The sequence below is a fragment of the Pseudomonas sp. NY11955 genome, assembly GCF_048068035.1.
Lineage (GTDB): Bacteria > Pseudomonadota > Gammaproteobacteria > Pseudomonadales > Pseudomonadaceae > Aquipseudomonas.
On record NZ_JBLUPS010000003.1, the window covers coordinates 61,396 to 83,784 of the forward strand.

General features: G+C 62.7%; 22 protein-coding genes. 9 read left to right on the forward strand and 13 right to left on the reverse strand.

The annotated features are described in order from the left end of the window. Positions 1-57: 57 nt before the first annotated feature. Together ACNFBR_RS06030 and gloB are read right to left on the reverse strand one after the other, a co-directional pair. Positions 58-1,488, reverse strand: coding sequence for a transglycosylase SLT domain-containing protein (locus ACNFBR_RS06030; protein ID WP_416734071.1), 1,431 nt, complete (start codon positions 1,486-1,488; stop codon positions 58-60). A gap of 100 nt (positions 1,489-1,588) precedes the next feature. Further along, on the reverse strand, positions 1,589-2,368 hold the full coding sequence (gloB, locus tag ACNFBR_RS06035) for a hydroxyacylglutathione hydrolase (RefSeq protein ID WP_416734072.1): 780 nt from the start codon (positions 2,366-2,368) through the stop codon (positions 1,589-1,591). A gap of 85 nt (positions 2,369-2,453) precedes the next feature. On the opposite strand from gloB, the gene ACNFBR_RS06040 reads away from it, so the two are divergent. The 4 genes from ACNFBR_RS06040 (at position 2,454) to ACNFBR_RS06055 (ending at position 7,088) form a co-directional block, all read left to right on the forward strand. Then, complete coding sequence (locus tag ACNFBR_RS06040; RefSeq protein WP_012273310.1) at positions 2,454-3,227, forward strand: class I SAM-dependent methyltransferase; 774 nt, start codon at positions 2,454-2,456, stop codon at positions 3,225-3,227. A 15-nt stretch (positions 3,228-3,242) separates the two neighbouring features. Continuing rightward, complete coding sequence (rnhA, locus tag ACNFBR_RS06045; RefSeq protein WP_003251460.1) at positions 3,243-3,689, forward strand: ribonuclease HI; 447 nt, start codon at positions 3,243-3,245, stop codon at positions 3,687-3,689. Positions 3,690-3,740: 51 nt separating this feature from the next. Further along, positions 3,741-4,499 carry a DNA polymerase III subunit epsilon gene (dnaQ, locus tag ACNFBR_RS06050; protein WP_416734073.1) on the forward strand — a complete coding sequence of 253 codons (759 nt, stop codon included), beginning with the start codon at positions 3,741-3,743 and terminating at the stop codon, positions 4,497-4,499. A 339-nt stretch (positions 4,500-4,838) separates the two neighbouring features. Then, positions 4,839-7,088, forward strand: coding sequence for an Orn/Lys/Arg decarboxylase N-terminal domain-containing protein (locus ACNFBR_RS06055; RefSeq protein WP_416734497.1), 2,250 nt, complete (start codon positions 4,839-4,841; stop codon positions 7,086-7,088). Here the strand turns inward: ACNFBR_RS06055 and ACNFBR_RS06060 are convergent. Continuing rightward, complete coding sequence (locus tag ACNFBR_RS06060) at positions 7,072-7,290, reverse strand: hypothetical protein (RefSeq protein WP_010954911.1); 219 nt, start codon at positions 7,288-7,290, stop codon at positions 7,072-7,074. The genes ACNFBR_RS06055 and ACNFBR_RS06060 overlap by 17 nt on opposite strands. A gap of 156 nt (positions 7,291-7,446) precedes the next feature. Here ACNFBR_RS06060 and chrR point away from each other — a divergent pair, with 156 nt between their 5' ends. After that, a complete protein-coding gene (chrR, locus tag ACNFBR_RS06065) occupies positions 7,447-8,007 on the forward strand; it encodes a class I chromate reductase ChrR (RefSeq protein WP_416734074.1) in 561 nt (186 codons plus the stop codon). A gap of 142 nt (positions 8,008-8,149) precedes the next feature. Here chrR and ACNFBR_RS06070 read toward each other — a convergent pair whose 3' ends face one another. After that, entirely contained in the window at positions 8,150-10,222 is a 2,073-nt protein-coding gene (locus tag ACNFBR_RS06070) for a TonB-dependent receptor family protein (protein ID WP_416734075.1), read from the reverse strand. Positions 10,223-10,442: 220 nt separating this feature from the next. Here ACNFBR_RS06070 and ACNFBR_RS06075 point away from each other — a divergent pair, with 220 nt between their 5' ends. From ACNFBR_RS06075 to ACNFBR_RS06085, 3 genes are read left to right on the forward strand one after another with little or no spacing between them, the layout of a single operon-like run. Next, positions 10,443-10,691, forward strand: a complete 249-nt coding sequence (locus ACNFBR_RS06075; protein WP_416734076.1) for a helix-turn-helix domain-containing protein — start codon at positions 10,443-10,445, stop codon at positions 10,689-10,691. Positions 10,692-10,701: 10 nt separating this feature from the next. Beyond that, entirely contained in the window at positions 10,702-11,049 is a 348-nt protein-coding gene (locus tag ACNFBR_RS06080; RefSeq protein WP_416734077.1) for a head completion/stabilization protein, read from the forward strand. Continuing rightward, positions 11,042-11,404, forward strand: coding sequence for a hypothetical protein (locus ACNFBR_RS06085; RefSeq protein WP_416734078.1), 363 nt, complete (start codon positions 11,042-11,044; stop codon positions 11,402-11,404). The genes ACNFBR_RS06080 and ACNFBR_RS06085 overlap by 8 nt, the downstream gene beginning before the upstream one ends. Here the strand turns inward: ACNFBR_RS06085 and ACNFBR_RS06090 are convergent. After that, the gene (locus ACNFBR_RS06090) at positions 11,401-11,781 is read right to left on the reverse strand and encodes a helix-turn-helix domain-containing protein (protein ID WP_416734079.1); all 381 of its coding nucleotides are present in this window, start codon (positions 11,779-11,781) and stop codon (positions 11,401-11,403) included. The genes ACNFBR_RS06085 and ACNFBR_RS06090 overlap by 4 nt on opposite strands. 179 nt (positions 11,782-11,960) lie before the next feature. Here ACNFBR_RS06090 and ACNFBR_RS06095 point away from each other — a divergent pair, with 179 nt between their 5' ends. After that, positions 11,961-12,260, forward strand: coding sequence for an ogr/Delta-like zinc finger family protein (locus tag ACNFBR_RS06095; RefSeq protein WP_416734080.1), 300 nt, complete (start codon positions 11,961-11,963; stop codon positions 12,258-12,260). Between the two features lie 52 nt (positions 12,261-12,312). On the opposite strand, the gene nuoN is transcribed toward ACNFBR_RS06095, so the two are convergent. Genes nuoN through nuoG form a run of 8 tightly spaced genes read right to left on the reverse strand, consistent with a single transcriptional unit; the run spans position 12,313 to position 22,314 of the window. Then, complete coding sequence (gene nuoN, locus ACNFBR_RS06100; RefSeq protein WP_416734081.1) at positions 12,313-13,782, reverse strand: NADH-quinone oxidoreductase subunit NuoN; 1,470 nt, start codon at positions 13,780-13,782, stop codon at positions 12,313-12,315. A gap of 7 nt (positions 13,783-13,789) precedes the next feature. After that, positions 13,790-15,322, reverse strand: a complete 1,533-nt coding sequence (gene nuoM, locus ACNFBR_RS06105; RefSeq protein WP_012273300.1) for an NADH-quinone oxidoreductase subunit M — start codon at positions 15,320-15,322, stop codon at positions 13,790-13,792. A gap of 40 nt (positions 15,323-15,362) precedes the next feature. Next, positions 15,363-17,216: an NADH-quinone oxidoreductase subunit L gene (nuoL, locus tag ACNFBR_RS06110; RefSeq protein WP_416734082.1), complete on the reverse strand. Its 1,854-nt coding sequence runs from the start codon at positions 17,214-17,216 to the stop codon at positions 15,363-15,365. Continuing rightward, a complete protein-coding gene (gene nuoK / locus ACNFBR_RS06115; RefSeq protein WP_003251446.1) occupies positions 17,213-17,521 on the reverse strand; it encodes an NADH-quinone oxidoreductase subunit NuoK in 309 nt (102 codons plus the stop codon). Before nuoK ends, nuoL begins: the two co-directional genes overlap by 4 nt. 3 nt (positions 17,522-17,524) lie before the next feature. Continuing rightward, positions 17,525-18,025 (reverse strand): NADH-quinone oxidoreductase subunit J, encoded by a 501-nt coding sequence (nuoJ, locus tag ACNFBR_RS06120; RefSeq protein ID WP_003261007.1) that lies wholly within the window; start codon positions 18,023-18,025, stop codon positions 17,525-17,527. Between the two features lie 10 nt (positions 18,026-18,035). After that, a complete protein-coding gene (nuoI, locus tag ACNFBR_RS06125) occupies positions 18,036-18,584 on the reverse strand; it encodes an NADH-quinone oxidoreductase subunit NuoI (RefSeq protein WP_003251442.1) in 549 nt (182 codons plus the stop codon). Positions 18,585-18,595: 11 nt separating this feature from the next. After that, the gene (gene nuoH, locus ACNFBR_RS06130; RefSeq protein WP_003251440.1) at positions 18,596-19,603 is read right to left on the reverse strand and encodes an NADH-quinone oxidoreductase subunit NuoH; all 1,008 of its coding nucleotides are present in this window, start codon (positions 19,601-19,603) and stop codon (positions 18,596-18,598) included. Beyond that, on the reverse strand, positions 19,600-22,314 hold the full coding sequence (gene nuoG, locus ACNFBR_RS06135; protein ID WP_416734083.1) for an NADH-quinone oxidoreductase subunit NuoG: 2,715 nt from the start codon (positions 22,312-22,314) through the stop codon (positions 19,600-19,602). Before nuoG ends, nuoH begins: the two co-directional genes overlap by 4 nt. Positions 22,315-22,389 lie beyond the last annotated feature (75 nt).

A 22,389-nucleotide genomic window follows, 5' to 3' on the forward strand; every position in this document is an offset into this window, starting at 1 on the left:
AAAAAGAGTGCGGCCCAGAGGATTGCCAGGGGCTACTTTGCAGCCCCGGCCTTTGTATCAGTGCGAGAGGTAGACGGTCAGGGTTTGGCCTGGCTTGAGGGCATGCCCGCTGCGTGGGTTCCAGCGCTTGAGGTGTTGCATTTCCACGTTGAAGCGCTTGGCCACCAGATAAAGGGAGTCGCCCTTGCGTACCTTGTATTGGGTGGAGCGCTTTGCGGATGCCGCCACACGGTTACCAGCGGTACTTGGCGCGTTGCCACCGCGCAGGGCCAGAACCTGGCCAGCGCGCAGGCTGTTGCCGGACAAGCGGTTCCAGCGTTTGATGTCCTTGACCGCCACACGGTTGGCCTTGGCGATGGCGCCCAGGCTGTCGCCACGTTTGACCCGGTAGCTGCGTGCGGCCACAGGCGCCTTGGCTTCGGCCACGGCACGGGCGAACACGGCCTTGTTTGGCTGCAGGCTCACCAGCTGTTCGGGTTTGAGGTTGGACAGGCTGTCGCTCAGCAGCTGCGCCTTGGCGGTCGGTACCAGCAATTGCTGCGGGCCATCCACGGTCATGCGCTTCTTGAAGGCCGGGTTGAGCTGGATCAGTTCGTCTTCGTCGATGTTGGCGAAGGCTGCCACCCGCGACAAGTCGAGGCGGTCGTTGATGGCCACTGCCTCGAAGTACGGTTCGTTGGCGATCGGGTTCAGGTTCACGCCGTAGGCTTCAGGCGTGAGCACTACCTGCGACAGGGCCAGCAACTTGGGCACGTAGTCGCGGGTTTCCTGCGGCAGCGGCAGGTTCCAGTAGTCGGTTGGCAGGCCGAGCCGTTCGTTGCGTTCGATGGCGCGGCTGACCGTGCCCTCGCCAGCGTTGTAGGCCGCCAGGGCCAGCAGCCAGTCACCGTTGAACATATCGTGCAGGCGGGTCAGGTAGTCCAGCGCAGCGTTGGTCGACGCGGTAATGTCGCGGCGGCCATCGTAGAAGTTGGTCTGGCGCAGGTTGAAGTGACGACCTGTCGCTGGCATGAACTGCCACATGCCGGCAGCACTGGCGCGTGAGTAGGCCATCGGGTTGTAGGCGCTTTCGATGGCCGGGAGCAGGGCCAGCTCCAGGGGCATGTCGCGTTCTTCAAGACGCTCGACGATGTAGTGCAGGTAGAGGCTGCCACGCTCGCCAGCGCTTTCGATGAAGGTCGGGTTGCTGGCGAACCACAGGCGTTGCTGCTCGATGCGCGGGTTGACGTCGATGCTGTCCTGCAAGGCGAAGCCCTGGCGCATGCGCTCCCAGACATCCTGTGGCGCCTGCTCGGCCGGCTTGACCAGCAGCGGTGAAGGTTTGTGTTTGATCCGCGCCTGGTAGTTGTGCGCGCGAACGCTATCGGATTCGTCGAGCTGACGGGTGCTCTGGCAGCCCACCAAGGTGGCGGCCAGGGCCAGCGCACTGATTTGGGCCAGGCGCGTCAGGGCGACGGAATGAGAGGTTCTGCGGCTACGGGAAGACATCGGCTGACACAGGTATCCGGGCGAAAAATTTCGGCGATTCTAGAAACCGCTCCGGGCCTGGTCAACCTTTGACCATCACTTGCGATATATCTTGAGGTTATCAGAAGGTGTCCTTCCAAGACCTCAAGGCAGCAAAAACAGCGACATGCGTGGTGTTTGAATGTCCCTTCCATTCGTCTGCTTTTTGTTTAACTAATGTTTCAGAGGTACGCAGGAACGGGTTGGTCAGGCGCTCCAGGCCAATCGTTGATGGCAAGCTGATGCGATTGTCGGCGCGCAGACGGGTAACGTCCTCGAACCGTTGCTGAACGTGCGGGTTGCTCGGTTCCACCGCCTTGGCGAAGCGCAGGTTGCTGAGGGTGTATTCATGGGCGCAGTACACTTCGGTCTGCTCTGGCAAGGCCGCCAGGCGGGCGAGGGCGGGCTGCATCTGTTCGGGTGTACCTTCGAACATGCGCCCGCAACCGGCGGCGAACAGCGTGTCGCCGCTGAACAGCACGGGGGTTGCCGGCTGATCGCTGTAGAAAGCAATGTGCCCCAGGGTGTGGCCGGGCACCGCCAGTACCTGGAATACCACGCCCAGCACGTCCACCCGGTCGCCTTCGTCCAGGGCCAGGTCGCGGCCGGGAATGCGTTCGTTGGCGGGGCCGCAGACGCGCGCGCCGGTGAGTTGCTTGAGCCGCTCCACACCGCCGACATGGTCGTTGTGGTGGTGGGTGACGAGGATATCGCTCAGCACCCATTCGGGGTTGGCAGCCAACCAGCGCTCCACCGGGCCGGCATCACCCGGATCGACCACCGCACAACGGCGTTTGGCAGTATCCTGTAACAACCAGATGTAGTTGTCGGAGAAAGCGGGAAGAGCATCGATCTGTATCATGGTGCGGATCCGATTCGCCTAGCGTGGCACATGAGGGCATCTTAGCCGCGATGGCGCGGTGGGAGAACCTTCGAGGGAGAGCGCAATGACCGACCAAGCCTTTGCCCAGGCCGACCCGGACTGGGTCGAGCTGATCAGCCTGGCCCGTGAGTGGTTCAATGGCCCACTCGGCCAACTGATGCTCAAAGAGGAAGAAAAACTGCTCAAAGAAGAGCTTGGACGCTTCTTCGGCGGTTACCTCGTGCACTACGGGCCTTGCGCCGAGCCACCACCGAGTGCGCCCCAGGTACAGCGCAATGTGCGCCTCGGCGCGCCGTTGCCAGGGGTGGAGATTGTCTGCGAAGAGCAAGCCTGGCCGCTGAGCGAGCATGCCGCCGACGTGGTCGTGCTGCAGCATGGCCTGGATTTCTGCCTGTCGCCCCATGGCTTGCTGCGCGAGGCTGCCAGTGCCGTGCGCCCGGGCGGGCACTTGCTGATCGTTGGAATCAACCCATGGAGCAGTTGGGGCATGCGCCACTTCTTCAGCCATGGCGCGCTGCGCAAGGCGCGCTGCATCTCGCCGTCGCGGGTGGGCGACTGGCTCAACCTGCTGGGCTTCGCGCTGGAGAAACGCCGCTTCGGGTGCTATCGTCCGCCGCTCGCCTCACCGGCCTGGCAGCAACGCCTGGAAGGCTGGGAACGGTTGGCCGGTGGCTGGCAGGGCTCCGGTGGCGGGGTGTACCTGTTGGTGGCGCGCAAGATGGTGGTGGGGCTACGGCCACTGCGCCCGGAACGCCGCGAGCCGATGGGCAAATTGCTGCCGCTGCCGCTGGCCAAGGTCAACCGCACGGCGGCCAACCCCGAAACTGACAAGCACTGAATTCAAGAGTGGTACATGAGCGATAGCGTCGAGATGTTTACTGATGGTGCCTGCAAGGGCAACCCAGGCCCTGGTGGCTGGGGCGTCCTGATGATCTACAAGGGCGTCGAGAAGGAACTGTGGGGCGGCGAGCGTGAGACCACCAACAACCGCATGGAGCTGATGGCCGCGATCCAGGGCCTGATGTCGCTGAAGCGCGAATGCGAGGTGGTGCTGACCACCGACTCGCAATACGTGATGAAGGGCATCAATGAGTGGATGGTCAACTGGAAGAAACGCGGCTGGAAGACCGCGGCCAAGGAGCCGGTGAAGAATGCCGACCTGTGGCAGCAGCTCGATGAGCAGGTCAACCGCCACAAGGTGACCTGGAAGTGGGTGCGCGGCCATATCGGCCACCCTGGCAACGAACGCGCCGACCAGCTGGCCAACCGTGGGGTCGATGAGGTGCGCGCCCAGCGTTGAGCTGGGGTACAATCGCGGCCTTTGTAACTGATGCAAGTTGGAGCGCCCCGCGTGGAGCAGCAGCAAGATAAACGGTTCGTCATTCTCGATACCGAAACCACGGGTATGCCAGTTGGCGAAGGCCACCGGATCATCGAGATCGGTTGTGTCGAGGTAATCGGTCGGCGCCTGACCGGGCGGCACTTCCACGTCTACCTGCAGCCGGACCGCGAGAGTGACGAGGGCGCGATCAACGTCCACGGCATCACCGATGCCTTCCTGGTCGGCAAGCCACGCTTTGCCGATGTCGCCGACGAGTTCTTCGACTTCATCCAGGGCGCCACGCTGGTCATCCACAACGCGGCGTTCGACGTTGGCTTCATCAACAACGAATTCGCCTTGCTGGGCCAGCAGCAACGCGCCGACGTTTCGCAGCACTGCACCATCCTCGATACGCTACTGCTGGCACGTTCGCGCCACCCGGGGCAGCGCAACAGCCTGGATGCGCTGTGCAAACGCTACGACATCGACAACTCGGGCCGTGAGCTGCACGGCGCGCTGCTCGACTCGGAACTGCTGGCCGACGTTTACCTGGCAATGACCGGTGGCCAGACCAGCTTGTCGCTGGCTGGGCATGGGGCCGAGGCCGAGGATGACGGGCAGGGGGCTGGCGGCAGCGAGATTCGCAGGATTAGCGGGCGTACGCCGGGACGGGTGATCCTGGCCAATGCCGAGGAACTGGAGGCGCATGCCGAGCGTCTGGCGGCCATTGCCAAGTCGGCGGGTGGGCCATCCATGTGGCAGGCCCTTACCGAGACACCTGCTGGCTGATTCTATGCGCTCGTCGCGGGTTTTGTGGTGTCAGTGAGATCGAGCGCCGCCCGCGCGGCGCATCGCGAGCGAAGCTCGCTCCTACGTTTGTTTCGGGCCAATTACGCCTGTGGGATTTGCGCGCGAACGCCTTGGCGCATGGCTGGATATCGCGTCGTACAAACAAGGCGGTCGCGCGCGCCTGCCACAGGCGATACTGGCCTGAAACAAATGTAGGAGCGAGCTTCGCTCGCGATGCGCCGCGCGGGCGGCGCTCGATTTACGCGTCGCTTCAACACTCAAGCCAGGCACGTCAACTACCCTGAAATGGACGCCATGTCCTTCGGAGGTAGCCACCTGATGTACAAGGACCTCAAGTTCCCGATCCTCATCGTCCACCGCGCCATCAAGGCCGACAGCGTCGCCGGCGAGCGTGTGCGGGGCATCGCCGAGGAACTGCGCCAGGACGGCTTCGCCATTCTGGCCGCCGCCGACCACGCCGAAGCGCGCCTGGTTGCCGCTACCCACCACGGCCTGGCCTGCATGCTGATCGCCGCCGAAGGTGTTGGCGAGAACACTCACCTGCTGCAGAACATGGCCGAGCTGATCCGCTTGGCGCGTATGCGAGCGCCTGACCTGCCGATTTTCGCCCTGGGCGAGCAGGTAACCCTGGAAAACGCCCCCGCCGAAGCCATGAGCGAGCTCAACCAGCTGCGTGGCATCCTTTACCTGTTCGAAGACACCGTGCCGTTTCTCGCTCGCCAGGTGGCCCGTGCGGCACGCACCTACCTTGATGGCCTGCTGCCGCCGTTCTTCAAGGCCCTGGTGCAGCATACCGCGCAGTCCAACTATTCCTGGCATACCCCGGGCCATGGAGGCGGCGTGGCCTACCGCAAAAGCCCGGTTGGCCAAGCCTTTCACCAGTTTTTCGGGGAAAACACCCTGCGCTCTGACCTGTCTGTTTCTGTGCCGGAGCTGGGTTCGTTGCTCGACCACACGGGCCCCTTGGCCGAAGCCGAGGCGAGGGCTGCGCGCAACTTTGGCGCCGACCATACCTTCTTCGTGATCAATGGAACCTCCACGGCCAACAAGATCGTTTGGCACGCCATGGTCGGCCGAGACGACCTGGTGCTGGTGGATCGCAACTGCCACAAGTCGGTGGTTCACGCGATCATCATGACCGGCGCCATCCCGCTGTACCTATGCCCGGAGCGCAACGAGCTGGGCATCATCGGCCCGATCCCGCTCAGCGAGTTCAGCCCCGAGGCAATCGAGGCGAAGATCCAGGCCAACCCCCTTGCCCGTGATCGTGGGCAGCGCATCAAGCTGGCGGTAGTGACCAACTCCACCTACGACGGGCTGTGCTACCACGCCGGGCTGATAAAACAAAGCCTGGGCAGCAGTGTCGAGGTGCTGCACTTCGACGAGGCCTGGTTTGCCTATGCGGCGTTCCACGACTTCTTCACCGGGCGCTATGCCATGGGCACTGCCTGCTCGGACGACAGCCCACTGGTGTTCAGCACCCATTCCACCCACAAGCTGCTGGCTGCGTTCAGCCAGGCCTCGATGATCCATGTGCAGGACGGGGCCAGGCGTCAGCTGGACCGGGATCGTTTCAACGAAGCGTTCATGATGCATATCTCGACCTCGCCGCAGTACAGCATCCTCGCCTCGCTGGATGTGGCCTCGACCATGATGGAGGGGCAGGCTGGGCGTTCACTGTTGCAAGAAATGTTCGATGAGGCGCTGAGCTTTCGTCGTGCCCTGGCCAACTTGCGCGAGCACATTGCTGCGGATGACTGGTGGTTCAGTATCTGGCAGCCACCGAGCACTGAAGGTATCCACGCCTTGGTCGCGCAGGATTGGCTGCTGCAGCCGGGGGCAGAGTGGCATGGTTTTGGCGAGGTGGCGGACGACTACGTGTTGCTCGACCCGCTGAAGGTGACCCTGGTCATGCCGGGGCTCAATGCAGGCGGTGTATTGGGCGAGCGTGGCATCCCCGCGGTGGTGGTCAGCAAGTTTCTCTGGGAGCGCGGGCTGGTGGTGGAAAAAACCGGCCTGTACAGCTTTCTGGTGCTGTTCTCCATGGGCATCACCAAGGGTAAGTGGAGCACCTTGCTCACCGAACTGCTGGAGTTCAAGCGCCATTATGACGGCAATACCCCGCTGAGCGGTTGTCTGCCGAGTGTGGGGGCTGCCGATGCCTCACGCTACCAGGGCATGGGGCTGCGCGACCTGTGTGACCAGTTGCATGATTGTTATCGTGCCAATGCCACGGCCAAGCAGCTGAAGCGGCTGTTCACGCGTTTGCCGGAGGTGGCCGTGAGCCCGGCTCGGGCCTATGACCAGATGGTGCGTGGCGAGGTGGAAGCGGTTCCGATCGAAGCATTGCAGGGGCGTGTGGCCGCGGTGATGCTGGTGCCGTACCCGCCTGGTATTCCGTTGATCATGCCGGGCGAGCGGTTCACTGAGGCGACCCGCTCGATACTTGACTACCTGGCCTTCGCCCGGGCGTTCAACCAGGGCTTCCCGGGGTTTGTCGCAGACGTGCACGGCTTGCAGAACGAAAGTGGCCGTTACACCGTGGACTGCATCACGGAATGCGCGTGATCTCGACGCCGGAACGCGCCAGTTCGAAACGGTTTTCACCCAGGTGGTTGACCTTGTCGCCGATGGCCAGGCGATAGGTGGTGATGGGGGCGCCCAGCGTGCTGCCGTCGAGTTGCAGGGTGGACTCCTGGAACTCGTGCACGGGGTAGATGCGGCCTTCGGCGTCACGGGCGTGGAATTGGCCGACCATTACTGCTGCCATTTGGGTGGAAACCTCTGAATTACGTAGGAAATGTCTGAAGGCATAGACCGTGAAACAGCCTCGGAAGTTTTCGACCTGCGGAAAAAAAACCAAAGCGCCGAGGAACGGTCATCTATAACTACAACGTCTCTTTACCCCGCAAAGGTTGGAATTGCCATGAGCCAGGTGTATTCGGTAGCAGTCGTCGTCGGTAGCTTGCGCAAGGAGTCCTACAACCGTAAGGTCGCCCGCGCACTTTCGGAGCTGGCGCCGTCCAGCCTTGCCTTGAAGATCGTCGAAATTGGCGACCTGCCGTTGTACAACGAAGATGTCGAGGCCGATTCACCGCCTGAGGCCTGGAAGCGTTTTCGCGAGGAGATCCGCCGCAGTGATGCGGTGCTGTTCGTCACGCCGGAATATAACCGTTCGGTGCCGGGCTGCCTGAAGAACGCCATCGATGTGGGCTCGCGGCCCTATGGGCAAAGCGCCTGGAGTGGCAAGCCGACGGCGGTGGTGAGCGTGTCACCGGGGGCTATTGGGGGCTTTGGCGCCAACCATGCCGTGCGCCAGTCGCTGGTGTTTCTCGACATGCCATGCATGCAGATGCCCGAGGCCTACATTGGCGGGGCAGCGAGCCTGTTCGAGGATTCGGGCAAGCTCAATGACAAGACCCGGCCGTTCTTGCAGGCGTTCGTCGACAAGTTCGCTTCGTGGGTGAAGTTGAACAGGGCGGTTTGATCCGCATTCGTTGGATGAACGCGCTCTTTGTAGGAGCAGCCTTGTGCTGCGAAGAGGCCGGTACAGATCACACATCAGTATGCTCTGTACCGGCCTCTTCGCAGCACAAGGCTGCTCCTACAGAAACAGTGCGCTGCAGGCGCTAGCGGAAGCTGTAGGAAACTCCGGCATATACTCCAAACCCTTCGCCCGGCGTCGAGCGGGCATTGTCTCTGCCGGCATCGTTGTAGGCTGGCGTCACCGTCGCCGCATAGCGCTTGTTGGTCAGGTTGCGCAAATCGAGCCAGGTCTGCCAGTCCTGTTTCGGTGAATCCCAGCCAACACGCGCCCCCAGCAAGGCATATTCATCGGCGTGGTAGCTGTTGGCATAGTCCACCTGCACCTTGGACGCCATCTGCGTATTCACCCCGGCGTAGAAACCGCTCGGCCAGTCATAGCGCAGCTCGGCCTGGTAGTAGTGCATGGGGATGCCGGGCAGGCGGTTGTCACCAAACTTGTCGTCATCACGGTAGTGGAAGTCGCTGAACGTGTAGGCCTGGCGCAGGCTCAGCTTGCCGGCGCCTGGGTGTTCCCACAGGGTACTGTCGAGGCCGGCTTCGACGCCTTGGTGCACGGTGGCGCTGGCGTTGAACTCCGAGGTGAAGTTCGGCACTACCTCAACGGCCAGCAGTTCGTGGCGCACCTGCGAGTAGTACCAGGCCAGGTCCCAGCGGCCGAACGCCGAGTCGCCACGGGCACCCAGCTCCAGGGTGGTGGCGGTCTGATTCTGCATCTCGATCGGCTGGATCTGCTTGCCGCCTGTGCTGGGCGCGCTCCAGATCAGCGACCACGGGTGCGGCGGCTCTACCGAGCGGCTCAGGTTGCCGTACACCTGCAGGTCCGGGCGGACGTCGTAGCGCAGCCCCAGGCGTGGTGCATAGTCCCAATCATGCATGCTCACCTTGCCGCCTTCGGCGGGGTAGGTCACGTCACTTTCTCGGCGGGTGTAAATCATTGCCAGGCCGGTGGTCAGCCACAGGTTTGGGGCCAGTTCCAGGTCATTGCCGACATGCAGCACGGTGTCCGAGCCCTGGTAGGTGAAGTCACGGGTGCGCTCGCCGAACACATCGCCATTGCGGGTAAATTGTGAGGCGCCGCTGTTGGGCAGGTGCTTGGTGGTGCGCCAGCCGAGGGTGGTTTTGCTTTCGTGGCCAAGCAGCGTGTCGCGGCGGAAGTAGTTCAGCGTGCCGCTAACATCGGTGTAGGCCACCTTCAGGCGCATCGGGCCTTCACGCAGGTCCATCGGATAGTCGTGGTAAACCAGACCCGCTTCCAAGCGCGCATCGTCGTCCAGGTAGAAGGTGGTCTTGTTGCCCACCCAGGTGCTGCCTGGCTGGGGGCGGCTGTCGTCGCGGGCCAGATAGGCCGGGTTGGCCGCACGCGGATGGTGCTTGATCTGGTCTTTGGTCAGGCGCCCGGCCAGTTCGTTTTCGGTTTCCCGGTAGCGCAGGTAGAAGCGGGTTTCCAGGTTTGGGTTGAAGCGGTAGCCGACATTGGCCGCAATGCCCTTGGCGCTGCCGCTGCTGTGCGCCTGGTAGCCGTCATATTCCGAATCGGTCAGGGCCACGTAATAGTCGAGGTTGCCCAGCACCTGGCCCGAGCTGATGTGCCGGTGCTGGTAGCCGCGGCTGCCAACCTCATAGCGTACTTGCAGGGGGGCCGCGTCGTAGCCTGTGTGCGTGACGTAGTTGATCGCGCCACCCAGGGCCAAGGCGCCTTGGTCGAAGCCATTGGCACCGCGCAACACCTCGGCACGGCTCAGCCACAGCGGCTCGAACAGTTCGTACGGTGTGCCGCCTGGGCCAGTCAGTGGCAGGCCGTCGAACATCGTGTACACCCCGGAGCCGTGCGCCCCCGGTGCACGGTTGATCCCCGATCCGCGAATCGACAGCTTGATGCCGTCGTTGCCTGCCGATTGGGCGAACACCCCAGGCTGGTAGGCCAACACGTCCTGGTTGCTGGCCACCCGGCCTTGCCCCACGCGCTGCATGTCCACCAGATTGCTGGCTCCTGGTATTTCGCGCAGGCGCTCGCTGGCTGCCGTCAGCTCGTTCTGCTCCTCATCGGTGATCAGCACCTGGCCCAATTCGACCGAGGACGCCCCCAGGGCGGGCTGGGTGGCGGCCAAGGCAGCCAGCAGGCCGAGGCAGGACGAGAGGGGTAAATCGGAACGCATTTGTACGACTCCAGACGAAAGGCGAATAAACAACGGCGTTGGGACGAGCGAAATGCGGCTTGGAGCACGAAGAAGCCAGGAAATATTGCGTAACTTTCGTCAGACGTTTTTGTACGAAAGTTCTTTACAAACCCCACCAGTGGAGGCGGGTGGCATGTACTTCGTAAGGTGACTGCTGATCGGCAGCGATGCCTCTTTGAATCACCCGTGGAGTTCATACATGACTGACAACGCTCGACACTCGCAGCAACCTCCAGCGGACGCCCTGGTTCGTCTGACGCCACGTGAGCGGCAGGTGCTTTTGTGGTGTGCCTACGGCAAGAGTTCGTGGGAGATCGGCCGAATTCTTGACTGCAAGGAGTCGACGGTGAACTTCCATGTGTCCAACATCCTGCGCAAGTTCGAAGTGCCTACCCGCGTGGCTGCGGTGATCAAGGCCATTCGTTACGGCATGCTGGCCGAGCAATGAGGGGGGATGCATGAGCAACGATTTGCAGCTACCGCGTTTTGCCGATTGCCATGATCCGTTCTGGCCACGGGTGGACCTGGGCACATTGCGTGAGCGTCTGCAATTGCGGCGGCCAGTCAGTGAAGCGGCGTTGGAGGTGGCTGCGCGCTGTGCTGCCATCGACGCAGCTCGCGAGTTCGCCCGCTGGCGGGCGGTATTGCGCGAGCGCGGCTACAAGCGCCTTGAGGATGTGGCCGGGCATGACCATGGGCGAGCCTTGCGGGTGTGCTACATCCGTTTTGTCGAAGCTGCGGTCATGCATCGCCTGGGCTCTACCGACTACCTGCCAGTTCGGCGTCGAGGGCTGGCGCATGCCTGAGCATTCTGAATTCGATAAATTGGCCCCGGCAATGGTGGAGCTACTGAGTGTGGACGGCAAGGTGCTGTTCGCCGCGCTACTGGGGGCATTGCTGGTGAGCGCCGCACGCGACCGATTAATCACCAATGCCACCAGGCGCCTGACACAGGGCAAGAAAGTGCTGCTGGTATTCGTGACCGTAGGTGTGGGCCATTTGTTCGAGCCGCTGGTTTCGTCACTGCTGCCTTTGCTGACCCGGGGTATGGCGGCATTCGTAGCAGCTGTGGTGGTGATTCCCATCAGCCTCAAGGTCATGGTCTTCGTGGACACGCTGGACCCGCGAGAGCTCCTCCAGCGCTGGCGTCGTCGGGGTTAGCCACTGGCCGCCCCAGCAAGCTCACTCAGTTGCTGCTCCAGTTGCTGGATACGCTGCTTGTCCTGGATGAACAGCAGGATGGCTTGACGATCGCAGGGCGATAAGGTGCGCAGCCGTTCAAGCATGTCGTACTCCCAGCCTTTGTCATTTGGGCCGGCAACGCTGTGCTCGGCTTGGCCCATTAATAGCCAGTCCAGTGAGCATGCATGTTGCCTGGCGATTTCTATGCAAAGTGAGTATGGGATGCTGTCGCGCACCTTCCAACTGCTCAGCGTCTGCGGACTGACCGACAGCGCACGTGACAACTCGGCATCAGTCTGCGCACCAGTGAGGAGCTTAAGGCGTGTGAGCACCGGAGCAAGTACGTGAGTACTCATAACAATTATCCATGACTGGTTTAATAATATTCCATGGGCTTAAACTACTCGTTATGAATACAGCCCTGCGTTTTAAGGAGCATTTCTTCAATGAGAAGCATCAAATTGAATAGTACACCTACAGTTGCAGCCAATTCTTACATACAGGCTAGCCTGACCAATGCTAGCAGGTACTTGCCGTGAGTACTTACAAGCTGGTTTGCCCGCATTGCCACAGCCGGATGCGCATACGTACTAGCGAAGGGCGCCATATTTTCCTGCGAATCGCTTATTTGCAATGCACCACCGAGGCGTGTGGCTGGTCAGTGCGCGCCGAGTTTGAAATGACCCATGAACTTTCCCCTAGCGGAATGCCCAACCCGGGAGTGTACCTGCCTTCGGCCAATGGTGATTTGCGTAGGGCCGCCCTGCCGGGTGCAGGCCAGGGCAACTCGACTGATGAGGCACCATTGGGCGCAGCTAACAAAACGTGCAGATAAAAAAACACCCCGCCTAGGCGGGGTGCTTTGTTTTACCGAGCTGTCGCGGTGATCAGCCGATCAGTTGCAGGCCCGCTTGCTGAACCAAATCCAGCAGTGGCTGCGGGTAGACGCCAAGCACGAAGGCGAGAATGGCGATGGCCAGCAGCATGACGCCGCCAGTGCGCTGTTCCCACTTCAACGGGGCATCGTGGCGCCGCAGGTTCGGCTCGACCAGGTACAGGGTCACCATGACGCGCAGGTAGTAGTAGACGCCGATGGCACTACCGATCACCAGTGCACCGACCAGCCACCACAGGTGCGACTCGACGCCGGTGGCAATGATGTAGAACTTGCCGATGAAGCCTGCGGTCAGCGGGATGCCCGCCAGCGACAGCATCATCACGGTCAGTACCGCGGTCAGGTACGGACGGCGCCAGAACAGGCCGCGGTACTCGTACAGCGCATCGGCGTCACGGCCGCCGTATGGCGAGGACATCAGGGTAATGACACCGAAGGCACCGAGGCTGGTGATCACGTAGGTGACCAGGTACACGCCCATGGCTTCCAGGGCCAGGCCTTTGCTGGCGACCAAGGCGATGACCAGGTAACCGAAGTGGGCGATGGACGAGTAACCCAGCAGGCGCTTGAGGTTGCTCTGGGTCAGCGCCAGCAGGTTGCCGATCAGGATCGAGGCCACGGCAATTACCGCCAGCACGGTGCTCAACACGCCGCTGCTGGCGGCAGGGGAGAGCATGAACAGGCGCACGACAACGGCGAACACTGCCACCTTGCTGGCGGTTGCCAGGAACGCGGCGACCGGCGCCGGGGCGCCTTCATACACGTCCGGGGTCCACAGGTGGAAGGGTACCAGCGACAGCTTGAAGGCCAGGCCGACCAGCATCATGCCCAGGCCCAGTTGGGCCACCAGGCTTGGCATGCTGGTGGTGGCCAGGGCCTTGCCGATCTGGTCGAAGCTCAGGCTGCCGGCGTCGGCGTACAGCAAGGCCATGCCGAACAGCAGGAAGGCCGAGCCTGCGGCCGACAGCACCATGTACTTGATGCCGGCTTCCAGCGAGCGCTTGTTGAAGAAGGCATACGCCACCAGGCCATAGACCGGTACCGACAGCAGCTCCAGGCCGATGAACAGGCCAGCCAGGTGGTTGGCGCTGACCAGCACCAGGCCGCCAAGGGCCGACATCAGCAGCAGCAGGTACAGTTCTTCACGGTTACCCGGGAAACCCTTGGAGCCTTCGCCGAGGTAGGCGTGAGCGAGGGTGACGCAGGCCAGCGTGGCGACCAGGATGATCGCCATGTACAAGCAGGCGAACTTGTCGATGGTGATCAGCGGGGTAACCGCCAGCGGCGCGACCTTCAGCGCCGGCAGGATCGACAGCAGGGCCAGGTTCAGGCCCACGGTGGACAGCAGGAAGGTCTGCGAGTGGTTGCGCTTCCAGGCGATCGCCAGCATCACCACCACCGTGGTGATGGTGGTGATCAGCATCGGCGCCAATGCGATGAAGTGTTGAGTGGTGAATTCCATAGCGCTCTTACCGGGCCGAAGCGAGTTGAGTGAAAGCGGAACCGAGCCACTGCTGCACACCACTCATGGTGGCGGCAGAGGTGTCGAGGAACGGCTGCGGATACACGCCCAGCAGGATCAGCAATACCGCCAGACCCAGAACCATGATCAGTTCGCGGCCGTCCATGCCGGCCAGCACGGTATCGCTCTTGGCCGGGCCGAAGTAGGCGCGGTGGATCATGATCAGCGAGTACACCGAACCGAACACCAGGCCAGTGGTGGCGATCACGGTGATCCACGGTACATGCACGAAGCTGCCGATCAGGATCAGGAACTCGCCGACGAAGTTGCCGGTGCCTGGCAGGCCCAGCGATGCCGCGGCGAAGAACAGGCTGATGGCCGGCAGGTAGGCGATGCGGTGCCACAGGCCACCCATCTGACGCATGTCACGGGTGTGCAGGCGCTCGTACAGCTGGCCGGACAGGATGAACAGCGCTGCAGCCGACAGGCCGTGGGCCAGCATCTGGATCACCGCGCCTTGCAGGGCCTGCTGGCTGCCGGAGTAGATACCGATCAGCACGAAGCCCATGTGCGAGACGCTGGAGAAGGCGATCAGGCGCTTGATGTCGGTTTGTGCGAAGGCCAGGAAGGCACCGTAGAAGATACCGATCAGGCCCAGGGTCATGGCGATGGGCGCGAACTCGGCCGAGGCATTCGGGAACAGCGGCAGGGCGAAGCGCAGCAGGCCGTAGGCCGCAGTCTTCAGCAAGATACCCGCCAGGTCCACGGAACCTGCGGTCGGTGCCTGGGCGTGAGCGTCAGGCAGCCAGGAGTGGAACGGCACGACTGGCAGCTTCACCGCGAAGGCGATGAAGAAGCCCAGCATCAGCACGTACTCGACACCGGCTGGCAGTTCGGCCTTGAGCAGGTCGCTGTAGTTGAACGTGAGCACGCCGGTGGTGTTGTAGTTGACCAGCACCAGGCCCAGGATCGCCACCAGCATGATCAGGCCGCTGGCCTGGGTGAAGATGAAGAACTTGGTCGCCGCGTAGATCCGGGTTTTCTTGCCGTCTGCCGAGCTGTGACCCCAGAGCGCGATGAGGAAGTACATCGGCACCAGCATCATTTCCCAGAAGAAGAAGAACAGGAACAGGTCCAGGGCCAGGAACACGCCGACCACGCCGCCGAGGATCCACATCAGGTTGAGGTGGAAGAAGCCGACGTGGCGCTGGATCTCTTTCCAGGAGCACAGTACCGACAGCACACCGAGCAGGCCGGTGAGCAGGATCATCAGCAGCGACAGGCCGTCGAGGGCCAGGTGGATGCTGATGCCGAAGCGCTTGATCCACTCGACTTTGTATTCGAGTGCCCAGGCAGGTTCGGCACCCGGAGCAGGGGCCAGGGTGTAGTCGCCGGTGCCCCACAGCCACAGGCCGATGCCAAGCAACAGGGACATGGTCAGCAGCGCGATCCAGCGCGGCAGGGTGGCGCCGAAGCGCTCACCCAGCCAGCACAGGAAGCCGCCGATGAAGGGGATCAGGATCAGCCAAGGCAAAATCATGACGGGTTGGTTTCCTTTGGCAAAGTCGCAAGATTCATAGTCATACCGCAGCCACTACCACGGCACCGAGCACCAGCACGGCACCCACGGCGATAGAGGCGGTGTACCAGCGCAGTTGGCCAGTCTCGGTCTTGCTCATGGCGACATGACCGCCACGCGCCATCCGAGGAATCAGGCCGATGGTGCGGTCAACCGGGTCCTTGCGCAGGATGTGGCTGATCAGCAGGTACGGTTTGACGAAAAGCTTGTCGTAGATCCAGTCGAAGCCCCAGGCGGCGAACCACCAGGCCGACAGGACACGACCGATGCCGCTGTTGGCAACCGCGCTGACAAAGGTGCGCTTGCCCAGGAACAGCAGGGCCGACAGCAGGATACCGGCGATGGCGATGGCACCGGAGGTGATTTCCAGCGCATGCTTGGCTTCGCCGCCGGCGTGGCCGGCGCTTTCCGGCAATACACCTGCCAGCGGCGGGTGAATCCAGGCACCGACGAAGGTCGACAGCACGATCAGCACGCCCAGCGGCAGCCAGTGGCTGATGCCGTGGCCAGCATGCGCTTCGGTCTTGGCTTCGCCGTGGAAGGCGATGAAGATCAGGCGGAAGGTGTACAGCGAGGTCATGAACGCGCCCACCAGGCCAGCGTACAGCAGGCCGGTGTTGCCGCTGGCGAAGGCTTCCCAGAGGATCTCATCCTTGGAATAGAAGCCCACGGTCACGATCGGCAGGGCAGCCAGGGCTGCGCCACCGACCACGAAGCTGGCGTAGGCCAACGGCAGCTTCTTCCACAGGCCGCCCATCTTGAAGATGTTCTGCTCGTGGTGGCAGGCAACGATCACCGCACCGGAAGCAAGGAACAGCAAGGCCTTGAAGAAGGCGTGGGTCATCAGGTGGAAGATCGCCGCATCCCAGGCACCTACGCCCAGGGCCAGGAACATGTAGCCGATCTGGCTCATGGTCGAGTAGGCGAGGATACGCTTGATGTCGGTCTGCACCAGCGCGGCGAAGCCGGCCAGTACCAGGGTTACGCCACCGACCACACCGACCAGGTGCAGGATGTCGGGTGCCAGCAGGAACAGGCCGTTGGTACGGGCGATCAGGTAAACGCCCGCGGTCACCATGGTAGCGGCGTGGATCAGTGCCGAAACCGGGGTCGGGCCAGCCATCGCGTCGGCCAGCCAGGTCTGCAGTGGCAGCTGGGCCGACTTACCGACCGCACCGCCCAGCAGCATCAGGGTTGCCAGCACCATCCAGGTGTCGCCAGCCTGGAACTTCTGCGGTGCCAGCACCAGCAGTTCCTGCACGTTCAGGGTACCCAGCTGGGCGAACAGGATGAACAGGCCGATGGCCATGAACACGTCGCCGATACGGGTGACGATGAAGGCCTTGAGTGCCGCGTTACCGTTGTTGCGGTTGCTGTAGTAGAAACCGATCAACAGGTACGAGCACAGGCCCACGCCTTCCCAGCCGAAGTAGATGAACAGCAGGTTATCGCCCAGGATCAGGAACAGCATGCTGGCGATGAACAGGTTGGTGTACGAGAAGAAGCGCGAGTAGCCGGCTTCGCCACGCATGTACCAGGAGGCGAACAGGTGGATCAGGAAGCCGACACCGGTTACCACGCCGAGCATGGTCACCGATAGGCCGTCCAGGTACAGAGTGAAGTTCGGCGCGAAGCCGTCCACCGACATCCACTGCCACAGCAGCTGGCTGTACGCGCCGCCTTCAGGCGGGGCGACGTTGAATTGCCAGATGACGTAGGCGGCGGTGGCGGCCGACAGGCCCACCGAGCCGACGCCGATCAGGGCGGACAGGTTCTCCGAGAACCGCCCGCGCGAGAACGACAGCAGCAGGAAGCCGACGAGGGGGAAGACGAAAGTCAGGAAGAGAAGGTTCATCCGCGCATCTCACTGGCAGCATCGATGTCGAGAGTGTGGAAGCGGCGATACAGCTGCAGCAGGATGGCCAGGCCAATACTGGCCTCGGCGGCTGCCAGGCTGATCACCAGAATGAACATCACCTGGCCGTCGGGCTGGACCCAACGGGCACCGGCGACGACGAACGCCAGGGCAGAGGCGTTCATCATGACTTCCAGGCTCATGAGCACGAAGAGGATGTTGCGGCGGACCATCAGGCCAACCAGACCTAAGCAGAACAGGATGCCGGCGACTGCCAGACCATGTTCGAGAGGGATAGCACCCATGATTTACTCCTTCGCCTCGTTGCGGCCCAGGTGGAAGGCGGTGACGGCCGCAGCCAGCAGCAGCATCGACGCCAGTTCGACCACCAGCAGGTAAGGGCCGAACAGGCTGATGCCCACTTCTTTCGGGCCCACGGTGGTGCCGCTGATGCCGGCGCCGCTCGGGGTGACGAACAGCACGTACAGCAGTTCCAGCAGCAGCAGTGCGGCAAGAATCACCGGCCCGGCCCAGATACCGGGCTTGAGCCAGCCGCGTTCCTGGGCGACCGAAGCCGGCCCGAGGTTGAGCATCATCACCACGAACACGAACAGCACCATGATGGCGCCGGCGTAGGCGATCACTTCCAGGGCGCCGGCGAACGGCGCACCCAGGGCGAAGAAGATCATGGCCACGGAAATCAGCGAAATGATCAGGTAAAGCAAGGCGTGCACGGGGTTGGTGCCGGTGACCACCCGAAGGGTGGAGACCACGGCGATCCCGGATGCGAAGTAGAAAGCGAATTCCATCTTTCTGTCCTTATGGGAGCAAGCTCTTCACGTTGATCGGCTCGGCTTCGTTCTGTGCAGAGCCTTTCGGCTTGCCAGCGATTGCCATACCCGCAACACGGTAGAAGTTGTAGTCAGGGTTCTTGCCGGGGCCGGAGATCAGCAGATCTTCTTTCTCGTACACCAGGTCCTGACGCTTGAACTCGGCCATTTCGAAATCCGGGGTCAGCTGGATCGCGGTGGTCGGGCACGCTTCTTCACACAGGCCGCAGAAAATGCAACGCGAGAAGTTGATGCGGAAGAATTCCGGGTACCAGCGGCCGTCCTCGGTCTCGGCCTTCTGCAGCGAAATGCAGCCGACCGGGCAGGCCACCGCGCAGAGGTTGCACGCTACGCAGCGCTCCTCGCCATCGGGGTCGCGGGTGAGGACGATGCGGCCGCGATAGCGCGGCGGCAGGTACACGGGTTCTTCGGGGTACTGCAGGGTGTCGCGCTTGCGGAACCCGTGGGAGAACACCATGGCCAGGCTGCGCAGCTGTGTGCCGGTGCCCTTAACGATGTCGCCGATATACTTGAACATGGGTCAAATCCTCACTGGGCCGCGACGGCTGGCGTGTTGTAGAGCACGATCGCAGCGGTCACCAGCAAATTGATCAGGGTCAGCGGCAGGCAGAACTTCCAGCTGAAGTCCATCACCTGGTCATAGCGTGGGCGCGGGATCGAGGCGCGCAGCAGGATGAACAGCATGATGAAGAACGCGGTCTTCAGTGCGAACCACAGGAACGACAGTTGCGGCAGGATGCCGAACGGACCGTGCCAGCCGCCGAAGAACAGGGTTACCAGCAGCGCCGAGATGAGGATGATGCCGATGTACTCACCGACGAAGAACATGCCCCATTTCATGCCGGCATACTCGATGTGGTAGCCGTCGGCCAGTTCCTGTTCTGCTTCTGGCTGGTCGAACGGGTGACGGTGAGTCACGGCGACGCCAGCGATGAAGAAGGTGCAGAAGCCGAAGAACTGCGGAATGATGAACCACAGGTTCTGTGCCTGGTACTCGACGATGTCGCGCATGTTGAACGAGCCTACTTGCACCACCACGCCCATCAGCGCCAGGCCCAGGAACACTTCGTACGACACGGTCTGTGCCGAAGCACGCAAGCTGCCCAGCAGGGCGTACTTGTTGTTCGACGACCAGCCGGCGAACAGCACCGCATAGACCGACAGGCCGGCCATGGCGAAGAAGAACAACAGGCCGATGTTCAGGTCGGCAACGCCCCAGGTCGGGGTGATCGGGATGACCACGAAGGCGATCAGCAGGGCGCTCATGGCCACTACCGGTGCCAGGGTGAAGATCACGCGGTCGACGAAGGGTGGGTTCCAGTCTTCCTTGAAGAACATCTTCAGCATGTCGGCAGCGATCTGGAACATGCCGAACGGGCCGACGCGGTTCGGACCGTAACGGTCCTGCCACCAGCCCAGCAGGCGACGCTCGACGAAGCTGAGCAGCGCGCCGCAGACCACCACCGCCAGCAGGACCACGATGGCTCGCAGCACGGTGAGGATCACGTCGATTACTTCGGGGGTGAACCAGCTCATTGTGCTGCCTCCTGCAGACCTTCGACGGATGCACCGAAGATGGCAGGCGGGATGCCGGCCAGGCCTTTCGGCAACGCGACCAGGCCAGCGCCCAGCTCTTCATTGATACGCAGTGGCAGGCGCAGAGCCACACCAGCCACGTTCAGGCTCAGCAGGGCACCGTCGTTGACGCCCAGGCGGTCGGCTTCGGACTTGGCCAGGGCCACGTAGGCAGCCGGGATGCGCTGTTGCACCGGGGCGGCGCGCGAGGAACTTTCTTCGCTGCCGAACAGGTGGAAGAACGGTACGGCAGTCCAGGTGCCACGTGCCGGGTTGAAAGCACCCGGAATAGCGTTGAACCAGTTCAGGCGGTCGCCTTGCGACTCGATCAGGCGCACACCCGGGTCACCGGCACGCAGGTGACCACCGACTTCGTCCTGGAACTTGTTCCAGGCTTGCGGCGAGTTCCAGCCCGGCGACCAGGCGAACGGCACCTGCTGGCGCGGTTCGGCCGAACCCGAGTAGCCTTCCATGGAGAAGGCGAACGCGGTGTCCTTGTCTTGCGGGGTGCGTGGCTCGTGCACACTGATGTTGGCGCGCATGGCGGTACGACCGGAGTAGCGCAGCGGCTCACGGGCCAGTTTCATGCCCTTGATGCGGAATGCGGCGCTTGGTGCGGCGTTGACGATGCCGGCCAGTTGCGGAGCGGCTTCGGCGCAGGCGCTGGTGACGTGGTCCAGCTGGGTCCAGTCGACTGGCTTGTTCAGCAGGGTGGCACGCAGGGCGTGCATCCAGCGCCAGCCTTCGTGGATCTGGATGCTGCTGTCCAGGTACTGCGGGTCGAACACCTGGAAGAAGCGCTGGGCGCGGCCTTCCTGGCTGACCAGGGTGCCATCGCCTTCGGCGAACGAAGCCGCTGGCAGCACCAGGTGGGCGCGGTCGACAGTGGCGGTTTTGGAGTGGTCGGCAACGATCACCACCTTGGCCGCAGCCAGGGCTGCATCGACTTTGGCGGCCGGTACGCGGGCGTACAGGTCGTTTTCCAGCACGACGATGGCGTCGGCCTTGCCGCTGATCACCGCGTCCAGCGCGGCATCCACGGACTCGCCACCGAGCATGGCCAGGCCGATGCTGTTGGCTTCAGGCACTACCAGGCTCAGCGAGCCGTTCTTCTCGCGCAGCTTCAGGGCCTTGGCAATGTTGGCGGCGGCTTCGATCAGCGCCGGGTCGGCCAGGGAAGTACCGGCTACAACCAGTGGGCGCTTGGCGGCGACCAGGGCGTCGGCGATGCGCTGGGCCAGGGCCTTGGCTTCTTCGTCCAGGCCGGCGACTGCCGGTGCGCTCGGGTCGATGGCGTGGGCCACGGCGAAACCGATACGAGCCAGGTCGGCCGGGGCGGCGTGTACACACTCTTCGGCGACGTCGTCGAGCTTGGTTTCAGCCAGGGACGCGATGAACAGCGGGTACAGCGCGTGCTGGCCGATGTTCTTCACCGCAGCGTCAAGCCACGGCTGCACTTTCATGGCTTCGGCCATGGCCTCGGCCTTGCCTTTGGTGGCCTGGCGCACGGCCAGGGCAACGCGGGCGGCGGTTTGGGTCAGGTCTTCACCGAGCACGAACACCGCGTCGTGGTCTTCGATGTCGCGCAGGGTCGGCACTGGCAGCGGGCTGTTGTTCAGCACGTTCAGGGCCAGGCGCACGCGGGCCAGCTCGCCAGCTTCCATGCCCGAGTAGAAGTACTCGGCACCGACCAGCTCACGCAGGCCGTAGTTGCTTTCGAGGCTGGCGCGTGGCGAGCCGATACCGACGATGGTACGGCCGCGCAGCAGGTCGGCGGCTTTGTCCAGGGCGGCGTCCAGGCCCAGCTTGGTGCCATCGGCCAGGTGTGGCTGGCGTGGGCGGTCCTTGCGGTTGACATAGCCGTAGCCGAAGCGGCCACGGTCGCACAGGAAGTACTGGTTGACCGAACCGTTGAAGCGGTTTTCGATCCGGCGCAGCTCGCCGTAGCGTTCACCCGGGCTGATGTTGCAGCCGCTGGAGCAGCCATGGCAGATGCTTGGGGCGAACTGCATGTCCCACTTGCGGTTGTAGCGCTCGGAGTGGGTCTTGTCGGTGAACACGCCGGTCGGGCAGACCTCGGTCAGGTTGCCGGAGAATTCGCTTTCCAGCACGCCGTCTTCGACGCGGCCGAAGTACACGTTGTCGTGGGCGCCGTACACGCCCAGGTCGGTACCACCGGCGTAGTCCTTGTAGTAGCGCACGCAGCGATAGCAGGCGATGCAGCGGTTCATCTCATGGGCGATGAACGGGCCGAGGTCCTGGTTCTGGTGGGTACGCTTGGTGAAACGGTAGCGGCGCTCGTTGTGGCCGGTCATTACCGTCATGTCTTGCAGGTGGCAGTGACCGCCTTCCTCGCACACCGGGCAGTCGTGCGGGTGGTTGGTCATCAGCCATTCGACGACGCTGGCGCGAAATGCCTTGGACTCTTCATCTTCGATGGAGATCCAGGTGCCGTCGGAGGCAGGGGTCATGCAGGACATGACGATACGACCACGGGTGTCGTTCTCGTCGGTGTACTGCTTGACCGCGCACTGCCGGCAGGCGCCAACGCTACCAAGCGCCGGGTGCCAGCAGAAATAAGGGATGTCGAGGCCGAGCGACAGACACGCCTGTAACAGGTTGTCCGCACCGTTGACTTCGAGCGCTTTGCCGTCTACGTGGATAGTGGCCATTGTTCAAAGTTCTTCGTTGGCCCGCGTGAGCGGGCGTGGCTAATGGAAATCGGTGAGCTTGCGACACGCCTCGAT

Excerpts from the sequence above, each read along its gene's own strand:
- ACNFBR_RS06030 (WP_416734071.1), bottom strand. The coding sequence starts at position 1,488 with ATGTCTTCCCGTAGCCGCAGAACCTCTCATTCCGTCGCCCTGACGCGC.
- gloB (WP_416734072.1), bottom strand. The coding sequence starts at position 2,368 with ATGATACAGATCGATGCTCTTCCCGCTTTCTCCGACAACTACATCTGG.
- ACNFBR_RS06040 (WP_012273310.1), top strand. The coding sequence starts at position 2,454 with ATGACCGACCAAGCCTTTGCCCAGGCCGACCCGGACTGGGTCGAGCTG.
- rnhA (WP_003251460.1), top strand. The coding sequence starts at position 3,243 with ATGAGCGATAGCGTCGAGATGTTTACTGATGGTGCCTGCAAGGGCAAC.
- ACNFBR_RS06055 (WP_416734497.1), top strand. The coding sequence starts at position 4,839 with ATGTACAAGGACCTCAAGTTCCCGATCCTCATCGTCCACCGCGCCATC.
- ACNFBR_RS06060 (WP_010954911.1), bottom strand. The coding sequence starts at position 7,290 with ATGGCAGCAGTAATGGTCGGCCAATTCCACGCCCGTGACGCCGAAGGC.
- chrR (WP_416734074.1), top strand. The coding sequence starts at position 7,447 with ATGAGCCAGGTGTATTCGGTAGCAGTCGTCGTCGGTAGCTTGCGCAAG.
- ACNFBR_RS06070 (WP_416734075.1), bottom strand. The coding sequence starts at position 10,222 with ATGCGTTCCGATTTACCCCTCTCGTCCTGCCTCGGCCTGCTGGCTGCC.
- ACNFBR_RS06075 (WP_416734076.1), top strand. The coding sequence starts at position 10,443 with ATGACTGACAACGCTCGACACTCGCAGCAACCTCCAGCGGACGCCCTG.
- ACNFBR_RS06080 (WP_416734077.1), top strand. The coding sequence starts at position 10,702 with ATGAGCAACGATTTGCAGCTACCGCGTTTTGCCGATTGCCATGATCCG.
- ACNFBR_RS06085 (WP_416734078.1), top strand. The coding sequence starts at position 11,042 with ATGCCTGAGCATTCTGAATTCGATAAATTGGCCCCGGCAATGGTGGAG.
- ACNFBR_RS06090 (WP_416734079.1), bottom strand. The coding sequence starts at position 11,781 with ATGAGTACTCACGTACTTGCTCCGGTGCTCACACGCCTTAAGCTCCTC.
- nuoN (WP_416734081.1), bottom strand. The coding sequence starts at position 13,782 with ATGGAATTCACCACTCAACACTTCATCGCATTGGCGCCGATGCTGATC.
- nuoM (WP_012273300.1), bottom strand. The coding sequence starts at position 15,322 with ATGATTTTGCCTTGGCTGATCCTGATCCCCTTCATCGGCGGCTTCCTG.
- nuoL (WP_416734082.1), bottom strand. The coding sequence starts at position 17,216 with ATGAACCTTCTCTTCCTGACTTTCGTCTTCCCCCTCGTCGGCTTCCTG.
- nuoK (WP_003251446.1), bottom strand. The coding sequence starts at position 17,521 with ATGGGTGCTATCCCTCTCGAACATGGTCTGGCAGTCGCCGGCATCCTG.
- nuoJ (WP_003261007.1), bottom strand. The coding sequence starts at position 18,025 with ATGGAATTCGCTTTCTACTTCGCATCCGGGATCGCCGTGGTCTCCACC.
- nuoI (WP_003251442.1), bottom strand. The coding sequence starts at position 18,584 with ATGTTCAAGTATATCGGCGACATCGTTAAGGGCACCGGCACACAGCTG.
- nuoH (WP_003251440.1), bottom strand. The coding sequence starts at position 19,603 with ATGAGCTGGTTCACCCCCGAAGTAATCGACGTGATCCTCACCGTGCTG.
- nuoG (WP_416734083.1), bottom strand. The coding sequence starts at position 22,314 with ATGGCCACTATCCACGTAGACGGCAAAGCGCTCGAAGTCAACGGTGCG.